General features: G+C 32.9%; 14 protein-coding genes, 1 pseudogene and 1 riboswitch. Of the genes and pseudogenes, 11 read left to right on the forward strand and 4 right to left on the reverse strand.

Annotated elements, in window-relative coordinates:
- Positions 1-68: 68 nt before the first annotated feature.
- The 7 genes and pseudogenes from ybaK to HMPREF2737_RS06300 all read left to right on the forward strand — a co-directional run bounded on the left by ybaK (position 69) and on the right by HMPREF2737_RS06300 (position 8,522).
- A complete protein-coding gene (gene ybaK, locus HMPREF2737_RS06270) occupies positions 69-548 on the forward strand; it encodes a Cys-tRNA(Pro) deacylase (protein WP_037548444.1) in 480 nt (159 codons plus the stop codon).
- 153 nt (positions 549-701) lie between these two features.
- On the forward strand, positions 702-1,457 hold the full coding sequence (locus HMPREF2737_RS06275) for a DeoR/GlpR family DNA-binding transcription regulator (protein WP_037548447.1): 756 nt from the start codon (positions 702-704) through the stop codon (positions 1,455-1,457).
- 2 nt (positions 1,458-1,459) lie between these two features.
- A complete protein-coding gene (pfkB, locus tag HMPREF2737_RS06280; RefSeq protein ID WP_037548451.1) occupies positions 1,460-2,380 on the forward strand; it encodes a 1-phosphofructokinase in 921 nt (306 codons plus the stop codon).
- 5 nt (positions 2,381-2,385) lie between these two features.
- Positions 2,386-4,358: pseudogene (locus tag HMPREF2737_RS06285) on the forward strand (fructose-specific PTS transporter subunit EIIC).
- A gap of 556 nt (positions 4,359-4,914) precedes the next feature.
- Complete coding sequence (locus HMPREF2737_RS06290; protein WP_037548454.1) at positions 4,915-6,291, forward strand: hemolysin family protein; 1,377 nt, start codon at positions 4,915-4,917, stop codon at positions 6,289-6,291.
- Positions 6,292-6,529: 238 nt separating this feature from the next.
- Entirely contained in the window at positions 6,530-7,369 is an 840-nt protein-coding gene (locus tag HMPREF2737_RS06295) for an aldo/keto reductase (RefSeq protein WP_011276452.1), read from the forward strand.
- A gap of 163 nt (positions 7,370-7,532) precedes the next feature.
- A complete protein-coding gene (locus tag HMPREF2737_RS06300; RefSeq protein WP_037548456.1) occupies positions 7,533-8,522 on the forward strand; it encodes a glycosyltransferase family 2 protein in 990 nt (329 codons plus the stop codon).
- A 50-nt stretch (positions 8,523-8,572) separates the two neighbouring features.
- Here the strand turns inward: HMPREF2737_RS06300 and HMPREF2737_RS06305 are convergent, their stop codons facing one another.
- The 4 genes from HMPREF2737_RS06305 to queC all read right to left on the reverse strand — a co-directional run bounded on the left by HMPREF2737_RS06305 (position 8,573) and on the right by queC (position 11,097).
- The gene (locus HMPREF2737_RS06305; RefSeq protein ID WP_037548459.1) at positions 8,573-9,184 is read right to left on the reverse strand and encodes a DUF2273 domain-containing protein; all 612 of its coding nucleotides are present in this window, start codon (positions 9,182-9,184) and stop codon (positions 8,573-8,575) included.
- Positions 9,185-9,288: 104 nt separating this feature from the next.
- Positions 9,289-10,005, reverse strand: a complete 717-nt coding sequence (gene queE, locus HMPREF2737_RS06310; protein WP_037548462.1) for a 7-carboxy-7-deazaguanine synthase QueE — start codon at positions 10,003-10,005, stop codon at positions 9,289-9,291.
- A complete protein-coding gene (gene queD / locus HMPREF2737_RS06315) occupies positions 10,005-10,424 on the reverse strand; it encodes a 6-carboxytetrahydropterin synthase QueD (protein ID WP_037548465.1) in 420 nt (139 codons plus the stop codon). The genes queE and queD overlap by 1 nt, the downstream gene beginning before the upstream one ends.
- Position 10,425: 1 nt before the next feature.
- A complete protein-coding gene (gene queC, locus HMPREF2737_RS06320) occupies positions 10,426-11,097 on the reverse strand; it encodes a 7-cyano-7-deazaguanine synthase QueC (RefSeq protein WP_037548468.1) in 672 nt (223 codons plus the stop codon).
- Positions 11,098-11,257: 160 nt separating this feature from the next.
- A riboswitch (PreQ1 riboswitch) is annotated at positions 11,258-11,304 on the reverse strand.
- 155 nt (positions 11,305-11,459) lie between these two features.
- Here queC and HMPREF2737_RS06325 point away from each other — a divergent pair.
- The 4 genes from HMPREF2737_RS06325 to HMPREF2737_RS06340 are packed head-to-tail and all read left to right on the forward strand — an operon-like array spanning position 11,460 to position 14,055.
- Positions 11,460-12,053: an anthranilate synthase component II gene (locus tag HMPREF2737_RS06325; protein WP_037548470.1), complete on the forward strand. Its 594-nt coding sequence runs from the start codon at positions 11,460-11,462 to the stop codon at positions 12,051-12,053.
- The gene (gene pabB, locus HMPREF2737_RS06330) at positions 12,037-13,182 is read left to right on the forward strand and encodes an aminodeoxychorismate synthase component I (protein ID WP_037548478.1); all 1,146 of its coding nucleotides are present in this window, start codon (positions 12,037-12,039) and stop codon (positions 13,180-13,182) included. Before HMPREF2737_RS06325 ends, pabB begins: the two co-directional genes overlap by 17 nt.
- Positions 13,183-13,791 (forward strand): aminotransferase class IV, encoded by a 609-nt coding sequence (locus tag HMPREF2737_RS06335; protein ID WP_037548482.1) that lies wholly within the window; start codon positions 13,183-13,185, stop codon positions 13,789-13,791.
- Between the two features lie 57 nt (positions 13,792-13,848).
- Positions 13,849-14,055, forward strand: coding sequence for a hypothetical protein (locus HMPREF2737_RS06340; protein WP_037548483.1), 207 nt, complete (start codon positions 13,849-13,851; stop codon positions 14,053-14,055).
- The last annotated feature ends 9 nt before the right edge of the window (positions 14,056-14,064 follow it).

The following is a 14,064-nucleotide window of genomic DNA, read 5'->3' on the forward strand; positions in this document are numbered from 1 at the left end:
CGCTCTTTTTATTTTTCATAGAAAGCGTAGTAAGATTATAATTAAAGATGAATTTGAGGTGAACGTGTATGAAACATAAGAAAACAAATGCGATGCGTATGTTAGACAGAGCCAAAATAGATTATGAAGTCAAAACATTTGAATTGGAAGATGGGCATATGGATGGTGAACGCGTTGCAGAATTAGTCGGTGAAAATGTCCATGATGTTTTTAAAACACTTGTATTAGAAAATGCTGAACATGATCATTTCGTATTTGTAGTTCCAGTCAGTGAGTCATTAGATATGAAAGCAGCGGCAAGTGTCGTTAATGAAAAGAAATTACAGCTAATGCCATTAGATAATTTGAAACAAGTAACAGGTTATATACGAGGTGGTTGTTCTCCAGTAGGTATGAAACATTTATTTCCAACTACAATTGATCAATCTGCTTCTTTACGCGAAAAAATTATCGTGAGTGGTGGACAACGAGGAATTCAAATTGTGTTACAACTTGAAGATCTTGTTTCAATGACAAATGCACAAGTAGAAGACATTACTCAAAAATAGCAATATAGTGACAGATATTACAAATGGGATGACAAATTGTGTAATATCTGTTAATTTTTAAACCGAAATGAATGTTTTTGATTGATTTTGACAATTTGTGATTGAAAAGTGTAAGCGTACACATTATAATGTGAGTTGAAGCGGGGTGGTTACATGATTTCTGAAAAAAGACATGACTTAATACTTCAGGAATTAAGGAAAAAAGATTTTCTCACACTCCAAGAATTAATAGAGCGAACAGGTTGCAGCGCTTCAACTGTTAGAAGAGATTTATCGAAATTGCAACAACAAGGTCGACTTCAAAGAGTTCATGGAGGAGCAACATTAAATAGTAATAGAAATAATGAACCAATTCTGTCGGATAAATTGTCGCAAAATTTAAAAGAAAAAAGAGTGATTGGTCAATTTGCTGCAAAACTCATCGAAGATAATGACTGCATTTTTATGGATGCTGGTTCATCAACGATTGAAATGATTCCATTCATTAAAGCACAAAATATTGTAGTGGTTACAAATGGGTTAACACATGTTGAAAAGTTACTTAACCAAGGCATCAAAACTTTGATGATAGGTGGACAGGTTAAAGAAACAACATTTGCCACAGTAGGTGCTAGTGCACTTGATACCTTGAGTCGTTATTGTTTTGATAAGGCTTTTTTAGGAATGAATGGTTTAGATTTAAAATATGGTCTTACGACGCCAGATGAAAAAGAGGCACTAATAAAAGAGAAGGCCATGGAACAAGCAAATCAATCATATGTTTTACTTGATCATTCAAAAATAGATGAAGTTTATTTTGCACATGTGCCAATTAGTCAAAACCATGTTGAAATGGTGGTTTCAAAGCAAACAATAGCACTTTCATATTTTGAACAATATAAAGAGAAGTATGTGTTTATAGGAGGGTAACCATGATTTATACAGTAACATTCAATCCATCTATTGACTACATTATGTTTACTAATGGATTTGAAATAAAAGGGTTAAATAGAGCGACATCTACTTATAAATTTGCAGGTGGAAAAGGTATCAATGTATCTCGTGTTTTAAAAACACTAGGTGTACCATCTACAGCATTAGGATTTGCTGGAGGTTTTCCTGGAGAATTTATTGCTCAGACATTAGAAGAAAGTCAAATTAAAACGAACTTTATTAAAGTTGATGGTGATACACGTATTAATGTAAAACTTAAATCTGGTGACGAAACTGAAATTAATGCACCTGGACCGTCTATTACTGATGACCAATTCCTAGCATTATTAAATCAAATTAAACAGACAACAAAGGAAGATACAGTCATTGTTGCTGGTAGTGTACCTAAGAGTATTCCAAGTGATGCGTATGCTCAAATTGCAGAAATAACTCAAAGCACAGGTGCAAAATTGGTGGTTGATGCTGAAAAAGATTTAGTTAACACAGTGCTAAAATATCAACCATTATTTATTAAACCTAATAAAGATGAATTAGAAGAAATGTTTGATATGACTGTTGAGAGTGACCAAGATGTTGTTAAGTATGGTCGTGAAATCTTAAAAGAAGGTGCACAATCAGTCATTATATCTTTAGGTGGAGATGGTGCAATTTATATAGATAAAGCACGTAGTATAAAAGCTCAAAATCCTAAAGGACAAGTTGTTAATACGGTTGGTTCAGGAGATAGCACTGTTGCTGGTATGGTGGCAGGTCTTGAATCTGGATTATCACTTGAAGATGCATTTCAACAAGCTGTTTCTTCTGGGACAGCAACGGCATTTACTGAAGATTTAGCGACAATAGAAGATATAGAAAAAATTAAATCACAGGTTACTATTACAGTACTTGATGGGGAGTGAAATTAATGAGAATAACAGAATTACTAACAAAAGATACAATTGCTATGGATTTATCAGCGTCTGATAAAAATGGTGTCATTGATAAATTAGTGAATCAATTAGATAAAGCTGGCAAGTTAAGTGATATTGTTCAATTTAAAGAAGCAATCCATAATCGTGAATCACAAAGTACAACAGGTATTGGAGAAGGAATTGCTATTCCTCATGCAAAAGTAGCAGCAGTAAAATCTCCAGCCATTGCTTTTGGTAAATCTAAGGAAGGTGTGGATTACCAAAGTTTAGACGGTCAACCAGCACATTTATTCTTTATGATTGCTGCTCCAGAAGGTGGCGCACAAACACACTTAGATGCACTAGCTAAATTATCTGGTATTTTAATGGATGATAAAGTGAGAGAAAGCTTACTACATGCTAACTCTCCTGAAGAAGTGCTTCAAATTATTGATAATGCGGATGATGAAGCAACTAAAGAAGAGGAAAAAGAAGCACAAGAACAAGAGGCAGCGACCGCTGGTGCGACAAGTGGTTCTGCAAATACGACAGATACTAATGAGCCTTATGTATAGCTGTTACAGCATGTCCTACAGGTATCGCACATACTTATATGGCTCGCGATGCATTGAAAAAACAAGCCGATAAAATGGGCGTTAAAATGAAAGTTGAAACAAATGGTTCAGGCGGTATTAAAAACCATTTAACTCAACAAGACATCGAACGTGCGACAGGTGTTATCGTAGCTGCAGATGTTCATGTTGAAACAGATCGTTTCGACGGTAAAAACGTAGTTGAAGTACCAGTTGCTGATGGTATCAAACGACCAGAAGAACTTATTAACACAGCACTTGATACAAGTCGTAAACCATTTGTAGCACGTGGTGGTAACTCTAAATCTGCAGATAGTGATAGTAATGAGAAACAAAGCTTTGGTAAAGCGTTCTATAAACACTTAATGAACGGTGTATCAAATATGCTACCTTTAGTAATTGCTGGTGGTATCTTGATGGCTATTGTATTCTTATTCGGGGCTAACTCATTTGACCCTAAAAGCTCTGAGCACAACGCTTTTGCAGAACAATTATGGAATATAGGTAATAAGAGTGCCTTTGCCTTAATCATTCCAATCTTATCAGGTTTCATCGCTCGTAGTATTGCAGATAAACCAGGTTTCGCAGCTGGTTTAGTTGGCGGTATGTTAGCAATTTCTGGTGGTTCTGGATTTATTGGTGGTATTATTGCAGGTTTCTTAGCAGGTTACTTAACACAAGGTATTAAATATATTACACGTGGCTTACCACAAGCAGTTGAAGGTTTAAAACCAACGTTAATTTATCCACTATTAAGTGTAACTATCACTGGTTTATTAATGATTTATGCATTTAACCCGCCAGCAGCATGGTTAAATAACTTATTATTAAATGGATTAAATAGCTTATCAGGTTCAAATATTGTATTACTTGGTTTAGTTATCGGTGCAATGATGGCTATCGATATGGGTGGACCATTTAACAAAGCAGCATATGTATTCGCTACAGCAGCATTGACAGAAGGAAATGCCACACCAATTACTGCAGCAATGGTAGGCGGTATGATTCCACCATTAGCAATCGCAACAGCAATGATATTCTTTAAACGTAAATTCACTAAAGAACAACGTGGTTCTATCGTGCCAAACTATGTTATGGGCTTATCATTCATCACTGAGGGTGCAATTCCATTTGCTGCAGCTGACCCATTACGTGTGATCCCATCAATGATGGTAGGTTCAGGTGTAGGTGGTGCAATTGCATTAGCATTAGGTTCAAGAATCAATGCACCACACGGTGGTATCATTGTTATTGCAGCGACTGACTTTAGTCATATCTTACAAACATTAATTGCTTTAATTGTAGGTACACTTGTTTCAGCAATTATGTATGGTTTATTGAAACCAAAAGTAACTAAAAACGAAATTGAAGCTTCAAAAGCTATGGATGAATAGAAATAAAAATCTCTTGCCCTAATAATTGGGCGAGAGATTTTTTTAATACTTTAATTTATTCTTCATAACTAGACGAGGAGTCTATATTATCAAGATTAAGACAAGATAATGAATTTATTATGAATTATGTCTTGCTTCATTTTTGTCTTAGTCATAAATTACAGTGATAATAAAACATTATCATTTCAAATTGATATAGAGTCATTAAAATATGTAAAAATGGGTAGACATATGAGAGTATTTCATAGGAAGCAAAGCGTTTTAGTGATAAAGAATTTATGCTTTGTGACTTCCAAGCGCTTTAGTGTAGTCCTCTCTTGACTATTACGCAATATTAGTTTTTAATGATAAGTTGTAACTTTTTAATCAAAAGCGTTACAATCAACTATTGGTAATTAATATATGATAAAATAAAAGTAATACATTTTTTCGGGGGTGTCGCAATGGGAAGGCCTTAACATGTTTTTATATCGTCAAAGCACATTACGAATTAAATTCGTGTTACCCATATGGGACACATTTATTTGGAGGTGAATCCCTAGGAATAGGGAATTAATTGGATACAGTGACCATAATAAATTTAGTAATATTTTTTCTATTAATAGCATTAACAACAGTATTCGTAGGTTCAGAATTTGCATTAGTTAAAGTACGTTCAACGCGTATTGAACAATTAGCTGAAGAAGGTAATCGTAGCGCTAAAATTGTCAAAAAGATGATTGCGAATCTGGACTATTATTTATCAGCCTGTCAATTAGGTATTACAGTTACTTCATTAGGATTAGGTTGGTTAGGGGAACCAACATTTGAAAAATTGTTGCATCCTCTATTTAACTTATTACAGTTACCTGATGCATTAACTACAACAATCTCATTTGTAATTTCATTCATCGTAGTGACTTACTTACACGTAGTATTAGGTGAATTAGCACCGAAATCTATAGCAATTCAACATACAGAAAAATTAGCCCTAACTTACGCTAGACCATTGTACTATTTCGGTAATATAATGAAACCTTTGATTTGGTTAATGAATGGTTCAGCACGTGTGATAATTAGAATGTTGGGTGTTGATCCAGACGCTCAAACTGATGCTATGTCAGAAGAGGAAATTAAGATCATTATTAACAACAGTTATAATGGTGGAGAAATCAATCAAACAGAATTAAACTATATGCAAAATATCTTTTCATTTGATGAGAGACATGCAAAAGATATCATGGTACCACGTACTCAGATGGTGACTTTAAATGAACCATTTAATGTTGACGAATTATTAGAGACGATTAAAGAACATCAATTTACACGTTACCCCATTACTGAGGATGGAGACAAAGACCATATTAAAGGTTTCATTAACGTTAAAGAATTCTTAACAGAGTATGCTTCTGGAAAACCTATCAAAATCAATAATTATATCCATGAATTACCGATGATTTCAGAGACAACTCCCATTAGTGATGCGTTAGTTAGAATGCAACGTGAACACGTACATATCAGTTTAATTATTGATGAGTACGGTGGTACAGCTGGTATTTTAACAATGGAAGATATTCTTGAAGAAATTGTCGGTGAAATACGTGATGAGTTTGATGATGATGAAGTAAATGATATCGTTAAACTTGGTGAAGATACGTATCAGATTAATGGACGTGTCCTTCTTGATGACCTCAATGAAAAATTCAACATTGAATTTGAAGATTCAGAAGACATTGATACAATAGGTGGTTGGCTCCAAGCCCACAACACTAATTTACAAGTTGAAGATCATATCGATACGCAATATGATCGTTGGATTGTGTCTGAAATGGACAATCATCAACTAGTTTGGGTTGTACTTAAATATGAGTTCATCAATAATAGACCAACATTCGGTAAAGACGAAGATGAAAGTGAAGATAAAAAAGATAATAGCGATGAAAGTCGTGAATAATTTAAAGAGTATTGGATGAATTAATATTATACAAAGCTATATCGCAAATTTGCATAAGCTGACTGAGCTGAGAAGGCGCTCTAAATGAAGTGTTTCTCAGCTCTTTTCAATTTTGAGGGCTGGGACAACGAATTCTAAAGAATTCAGTTCCAGTCCTTTTAATTGTTCAATAGACTCTATTAGAGTTATCCTAATTACTACTAGATTAAAATTATCAAGAACGTTAGGAGAAGATATTATGGTAAATGACACACAAATTTTAAACAATGGTTATCCGATGCCGAGACTTGGCTTAGGTGTCTATAAGGTTACAGATGAAGAAATGGAAACAGCGATTCAAGCTGCATTAGATGATGGTTATCGTGCATTTGATACAGCATATTTTTATAACAATGAAGAAGCACTCGGTAAAGCACTAAAAAATAGTGGAGTGCCTCGTGAAGACTTGTTTATTACAACTAAACTATGGAACGACCATCAAGGTTATGATAGTACACTTGAGTATTTTAATCGCTCATTAAATAATTTAGGTTTAGAATATATCGATTTATATTTAATTCACTGGCCTTGCGAAAAAAATGAACTTTATATTGAAACATATAAGGCATTAGAAAAATTATATGAAGAAGGTAAAATAAAAGCAATTGGAGTATGTAACTTCAAAGTGCATCACTTAGAAAAATTAATGCGTGAAACTAATATTGTACCACAAGTTAATCAAATTGAAGTACATCCTTACTTTAATCAACAGGAAGTCCAAGATTTCTGTGATAAGCATGATATAGTAGTTACTGCATGGATGCCATTAATGAGAAACAGAGGATTGTTAGACGATCCTACTATAACAAAACTAGCAAAAGCGTATGATAAAACACCAGCGCAAATCGTATTACGTTGGCACGTGGCACATAATCGTGTTGTCATTCCAAAATCTAAAACACCATCACGTATAAGAGAAAATCATGATATATTTGATTTCAACCTAGAACTAACAGAAATAGCTGAAATAGATAGTTTAAATCGCAATGCGCGTCAAGGTAAAGATCCTGATGAAGTGAGTATAGGTGATTTGAAATAAATTGGTTTCTATTAAATGGAATCAGACATTGAAAATTATAAAATGATTGTATATTTTTTATTTAATTTTTATTAATTATTTGTTAATTGCATAGTTTTTAGTAGAATAGTTATTTATTTTATTGATAAAATAGTACTAAGAATGATGAAAAGGATGTAATTTAATGAAAATCAGAGTCATTGTGCCTTGTTTTAACGAAGGTGAAGTCGTAACAAAAACTTACGACAAATTGACTGAAATTTTGATGAAAGATAGTTTGGACAAAGGGTATGATTATGACCTTTTATTTGTCGACGATGGTAGTAAAGATAACACAATCGACCATGTTCAATATTTAGCAAGCTTAGATCTACATGTTAAATATATTTCTTTCAGCCGAAATTTTGGTAAAGAATCAGCAATGATAGCTGGTTTTCAACATAGTGTGGAATGTGATGCTGTGGTGATGGTAGATGGAGATTTACAACATCCACCAGAATTCATTCCACAAATGATAGAAGGATTCCAAGAGGGGTATGACCAAGTTATTGCTAAGCGAGATCGAACAGGAGAGAACATAGCCCGTAAGTCAATGACTAAGTTATATTATAAATTGATAAATAGCTTTGTCGAAGACATTGAATTCATAGACGGTGTCGGTGACTTTAGATTATTGAGTCAGCGTGCAGTTAAAGCAATGGCTTCTCTTAAAGAATATAACCGCTTTTCAAAAGGTTTATTTGAATGGATTGGTTATAATACTAAAATCTTTACATATCAAAATGTAGAACGAGAAGCGGGTCATTCTAAATGGACATTCACTAAATTATTAAATTATGGTATTGATGGGCTAATTTCATTTAATAATAAACCTTTACGTGCGATGATTTATCTAGGAATGACGATATTCAGTTTAAGTATCGTTTATATCTTGTATCTGCTGATAGGTATAATGGTCAATGGCATTAATAATCCTGGTTATTTTACAACGATAGCTGCGGTATTACTTATTGGCGGAATTCAATTGATTTCTATTGGTGTAGTAGGTGAATATATTGGACGAATTTACTATGAAGTTAAGCAACGACCTAAATATATTGTGCAAGCATCAAATTTAAAAGAACCAACGCACGATCTCAAAGTAGTAGAGCAAGAGAAAGAAAAAGTACATTAATAAAAATCAAAATAAACGCTTGAAGTTTTAAATGATGAAACTTCAAGCGTTTAATTATTTTCTATATGAGGTTTTAAATTAGTATTTTTAAGTTGCCATGCTAGATAGATACCTAAAAGAATGTAAATGATTAAGAAGATATACCAGAATGGTGTCAAAATAGTTAATAATACAATCGAAATTATAATAAGCATATAGCCTATAGTAATTGGAAATTTAAGCTTTTTTATAAATTTAAAAATTCCAAGTTCTCCTCTAGAGAAAGTACCTAAAAATATCGCACTAGCACCTATTAAGAATATTGTTGGCGCTAAGTATGGAACAGACATGTAAATTGATTGATCACTTGATCCATAGGTAATAAATAATGAGCAACTTATTATGATAGAAAATATCAAGGCAATAGATTTATACTCATAAATAACAAGTGTATAGTGTTGATGATTCAAGTAATATTGAAGTCCCAACCAACATATAAAAAAAGCGATTGAGCATAATGTTATAAAATTAAATTTGTCGATGACGATAGCATTAATTAAAGCGTTAATCGTTATTGCTATTAATACGGAGCTAAATTTAAGTTGCTTGAATTGGTGCTTATATAAGTCAAAGCCGAGTACACCAAGCACTACGGCGATATTAATTAATACATATATAATCATGCTGTACTCCTATCTCACATAGTTCATTAGAACATTATACCAATTAAAACAAACTTAATCATTTCAAAACACTTAAAAAATATTTTTCATTTATAAAGTAATTATTAAACACCTTTTTTGTTACTCCACAATAACGTATGCAACTGTGGTAAAACATAAACTTGGTTCATAGCATTACTAGCCATCACTCTATCAACTAATGCTTCATATCGATTCAAAAGTTTCTCTGTATGGTTGTCAACATCATCATCTAGGTAGGGATTACCTACTTGTAAGTAAAAAGGAATGTTTGGGTAGCGATGATGTATCATTTTGGCGAATTCGTAATCATCATCATCAAAAATAACGACCTTTAAATTAAGTGTTGATTCAATGCATTGTTCGATTACACTATCTAATATGTCAATGTTAGGTTTCATATTAGAGCTTGGTGGTTTAGGACTTATAGTTAAATCGTTAATTTGTCTCATCCATGGTTGGAATTTACTTCCTTGAGTTTCTAAAGCAGTGTATATCTGTTTTTCTTCAAATAAATCCACTAAATCTTGTATACTTTTAATTAGTGCTGGGTTACCTCCAGATATCGTAACGTGATCAAAACAGTCACCGCCGATTTTTTTCAGTTGATTATATATTTCTTCAGCTGTCATTAACTGAATGTCTTCTTTAGCACTTCCATCCCAAGTGAAAGCAGAGTCACACCAACTACAACGATAATCACAGCCTGCAGTTCTAACAAACATCGTTTTGCGACCTATAACACGTCCTTCACCTTGAATCGTAGGTCCAAAAATTTCTAGTACTGGAATTTTAGCAGCCATTATTTATACTCCTTTGGGCGATATACGACATAACTAGTCGGCGTTTCACGTAGATAAACTTGAACACATTGAGGTTGATTATCACAGTTTTGTAGATGAGTTTGGACCATTTTATATATTGTTTGAGCTACAACTTCAGTTGAAGGACTCTTATCTTTAAGTTGAGGTAAATCATTTAATAAGTAGTGATCGAATTGGTCGTGGATTAGTTTTTTTAAATCACTAAAATTGATTAAGAAACCATTATGATCAAGTTTATCCCCTGCAATTGTTAAATTAACAAAGTAAGTATGTCCATGTGTTCTCATACATTTACCGGCATCTTCACTTGGAATGTAATGCGCGGCTGAAAAATTAAAATCTTTATTAAGTTCAAAACTATAGGGGTGGGTAACTGACGGATAAAGTTGTTGAATCATTTTAATTCGCTCCTTTTATTTCTAAATAATGTTGTAGACCACGTTGTCTTAATTGACATGCTGGACATTCTCCACAACCATCACCAATAACACCGTTATAGCATGTAAGTGTATTGTGTCGAATATAATCTAGAACACCTAATTCGTCACTAAGTTCCCATGTCTGTGCTTTGTCTAACCACATTAAAGGGGTATGAATAACAAAGTTTTTATCCATAGATAAACTAAGCGTTACATTCATTGATTTAATAAAGCTATCACGACAGTCTGGATAACCTGAAAAGTCCGTTTCACAAACCCCGGTAATAATATGTTTGGCATTGCGTTGATAAGCTAATGCACCAGCAAATGATAAGAATAATAAATTACGTGCTGGTACAAACGTGTTTGGAATACCGTCTTCACCAGTTTCAATGTCCATATCATGTTGTGTTAAGGCGTTTGGAGTTAATTGTGATAATAGTGACATATCTAAAATATGATGTTTTAAATTTTGCTCTTTTGCGATGCGTGTAGCAACTTCAATTTCTGCATCATGTCGTTGACCGTAATTAAATGTTACCAATTCAACATCTTTAAAATGTTTTTTAGCGTAAAATAAACACGTTGTGCTATCTTGCCCCCCGCTAAATACTACAATGGCTTTGTCCTTGTTTAAATTTTGATTTGTCATGAATATTCTCCTTTTTTGAAAAGATTAGATCATACTTTATGCTGTCTCTAACCTAGCCATGAGAACATAAAAAAAGTCTATCTCTATAAAAAAGATAGACTTAGAAACATTTCAACTAGTTATATAAAAGTAATGTTACCTTCAAACTAAATATTTCGATTATTGTCTAGTTTTTTATAGAGGGTTTCAGCTAGGAACCTCTTTTGAGTTTTTAGTACGCTAGTTAGCGTAATATATTCACTTCTTAAAATCAAGCTATATTTTAAAGTAATATAAATAGTAAACCCTTACATTTTCAAAAAATTATTAATTATAATAAGGTTATAGATGAAGTTATTTAACATAGAGTTGGAGCGACATAAATGATTATAGTTATAGATAATAAAGATTCATTTACATATAATTTAATAGATTATTTTAAGACAGAAACTGATAAAGGGATAGTTGTATACGAGGTAGATGACGTTTCCGTTGATCTATTAAGGTCATCTAACGTAGAGGCAATTGTCATCTCGCCAGGTCCAGGTAAACCTAGTGACTATCCAATTTTAATTGAAATTATGAATCAATTTGAGGGTGAAATTCCTATATTAGGTGTTTGTTTAGGTTTCCAATTTATTTATGAATATTATGGAGGTACTATTATTCATGGATTAAAGCCGGTTCACGGTCATACCACAACGTTAACTCATAGAGGAACTGGACTATTTAAAGGACTACCTCAATCGTTTGAAGTAATGAGATATCATTCACTCATTGCAGATAAAAATCATATTCCTACCGTTTTAAATATGACAGCTTATAACGAAGAGGGGATTATAATGGCTTTTGAACATAATAAATATCCTATTTATGGCGTTCAGTATCATCCTGAATCTATTTTAAGTGAATATGGTCATGAACAGATACGACTATTTTTAGAAAAAGTGGGGATAGACTATGAAAATCGCATTTAATTATCGATACTATACGACACCTGACCATTTTGAAACAGTAGCATTGAATTTTGGCACGTATGCCTCTAAAAAGGTGGCTTACACTTTGAATGACATCGGTGCAGTAGTTCGCTTTGCTCAAGATGAACAATCAAACGGACGTTACGTAGCACTTTATCTTACATATGAAGCGGCAAAATTTTTTAATCAGGAAATGGCTACGCATGAATTGGATAATAATCAAGTCATAGCTCTTGCATATAGTTTCAATCCTAATATGGCTAAACATCTGTCTAACAATCTTTCACAAAGCTACATACCTAAACATCAGTTTCGCTTTTTGGAGAGTGATGCAGAAATGCAAGATAAGATCAAACAAGTTCAAGACGCAATCACTGATGGAGAAACGTATCAAGTGAACTATACAACGCGTTTAGTTAGTGATATCCATTACCCAATCTCTGATTTATATTATTATTTAACCCAGACAAATAATGGTGGTTATACTGCATTATTAGATGTAGAAGAGATTAAAGTTGCCTCAATTTCTCCTGAATTATTCTTTCAAAAAGGAGCATTTAATAACCAAGAAAATGTAGTCGTAAGTAAACCGATGAAAGGGACAATGCCACGTAGTATTAATAAAGATGAAGATTTGATGAATTATGACATATTGAAAAACTCTCTTAAAGATCGTGCTGAAAATGTAATGATTGTTGATTTATTGCGTAATGATATTTCTAGAATTTCTAAGCCAGGAACTATACACGTTAATAAGCCATTCTTTATAGAAAGTTATAAGACTGTTTATCAAATGACGAGTATGGTCTCGGGTCGATTAGAAGCCGAAACGAGTTTGACTGATATTTTAAAAGCGCTGTTTCCATGTGGTTCCATTACGGGCGCACCGAAACTTAATACGATGTCATACATTAAAGCGCTTGAGCCTAATCCTAGAAATATTTATTGTGGCACAATTGGATTATTATCTCCGGATGATAAAATGATATTTAATATTCCAATTAGAACGCTTGAGTATCGAAATGAGAAAGTTCATTACGGTGTAGGTGCAGGTATTACAATTGATTCTATACCTGAAAAAGAAGTACAAGAGTTTCGAGATAAAACAAAGATATTGGAGATGTTATAAATGAATTTGTTTGAAACGATGCGTCTGGAAAATGGTGAAATTCCAAGACTTCAATATCATATTAATCGAATACAACAATCATGTGGACGTTTGGGTTATGCCTTTTCAAAGGAGAACTGGTTACATCTTGTAAAAAAGATTATAAAAAATCATCAACAGGGCACGTTCCGACTTAAAATAGAAATAGATAAAACTGGCGATATGAATTATGTAATTAAACCTTTATCTCAAAAGTCGCTATTTACGGCTAAATTTCAGCAAGTTCAAACGCATTATAACGAACGATATATCATTAACAAAACTACAGAACGCCAGCATTTAACACACGATCATGAGACAGATTTAATATTATTATATGATGAAAAAGGTAAAATTCTGGAATTTGATATTGGTAATATCATGATAGAGGAAGATGGTACATGCTATACGCCGAGTTATGACAACGACTTTTTATTGGGGTGCATGCGTCAATCTCTTATAGATGAAGGAAAACTTTCAATCAAAAATTATACTAAAACAGAACTCAGTGAGAAATTAAATAATCAGCAGGTACGTATCTATTTACTAAATAGTTTACGAGAGGTTGCCGATGTGTCTATTTATCTATAAAATAATATTGGAAATATATGCGTATTTATTGATAAAAACGAACTAACGGAGTGAATTATGGCAATATTATGGGTTGTAATTATTGTGATTTTAAATGTGATAAGTAAATATTTAGCAGATCGATATTTAAATAATAATGCACTCATTAAGGCACGTATTGTGGCAACCGTTACCGTTTTAATTCAATGTGTATTCATTTATTTTTTAATTAATTCAATCATTCCTTATGTGGTTGATTTTCTAAATATATTTTATCATCATTAAATATAATTA

The organism is Staphylococcus sp. HMSC069D12 (genome assembly GCF_001810405.1).
GTDB lineage: Bacteria > Bacillota > Bacilli > Staphylococcales > Staphylococcaceae > Staphylococcus > Staphylococcus haemolyticus.

What these genes read in the sequence shown, in the direction of transcription:
- ybaK (WP_037548444.1), top strand. Translation starts at nt 69, where the DNA reads ATGAAACATAAGAAAACAAATGCGATGCGTATGTTAGACAGAGCCAAA.
- HMPREF2737_RS06275 (WP_037548447.1), top strand. Translation starts at nt 702, where the DNA reads ATGATTTCTGAAAAAAGACATGACTTAATACTTCAGGAATTAAGGAAA.
- pfkB (WP_037548451.1), top strand. Translation starts at nt 1,460, where the DNA reads ATGATTTATACAGTAACATTCAATCCATCTATTGACTACATTATGTTT.
- HMPREF2737_RS06295 (WP_011276452.1), top strand. Translation starts at nt 6,530, where the DNA reads ATGGTAAATGACACACAAATTTTAAACAATGGTTATCCGATGCCGAGA.
- HMPREF2737_RS06300 (WP_037548456.1), top strand. Translation starts at nt 7,533, where the DNA reads ATGAAAATCAGAGTCATTGTGCCTTGTTTTAACGAAGGTGAAGTCGTA.
- HMPREF2737_RS06305 (WP_037548459.1), bottom strand. Translation starts at nt 9,184, where the DNA reads ATGATTATATATGTATTAATTAATATCGCCGTAGTGCTTGGTGTACTC.
- queE (WP_037548462.1), bottom strand. Translation starts at nt 10,005, where the DNA reads ATGGCTGCTAAAATTCCAGTACTAGAAATTTTTGGACCTACGATTCAA.
- queD (WP_037548465.1), bottom strand. Translation starts at nt 10,424, where the DNA reads ATGATTCAACAACTTTATCCGTCAGTTACCCACCCCTATAGTTTTGAA.
- queC (WP_037548468.1), bottom strand. Translation starts at nt 11,097, where the DNA reads ATGACAAATCAAAATTTAAACAAGGACAAAGCCATTGTAGTATTTAGC.
- HMPREF2737_RS06325 (WP_037548470.1), top strand. Translation starts at nt 11,460, where the DNA reads ATGATTATAGTTATAGATAATAAAGATTCATTTACATATAATTTAATA.
- pabB (WP_037548478.1), top strand. Translation starts at nt 12,037, where the DNA reads ATGAAAATCGCATTTAATTATCGATACTATACGACACCTGACCATTTT.
- HMPREF2737_RS06335 (WP_037548482.1), top strand. Translation starts at nt 13,183, where the DNA reads ATGAATTTGTTTGAAACGATGCGTCTGGAAAATGGTGAAATTCCAAGA.
- HMPREF2737_RS06340 (WP_037548483.1), top strand. Translation starts at nt 13,849, where the DNA reads ATGGCAATATTATGGGTTGTAATTATTGTGATTTTAAATGTGATAAGT.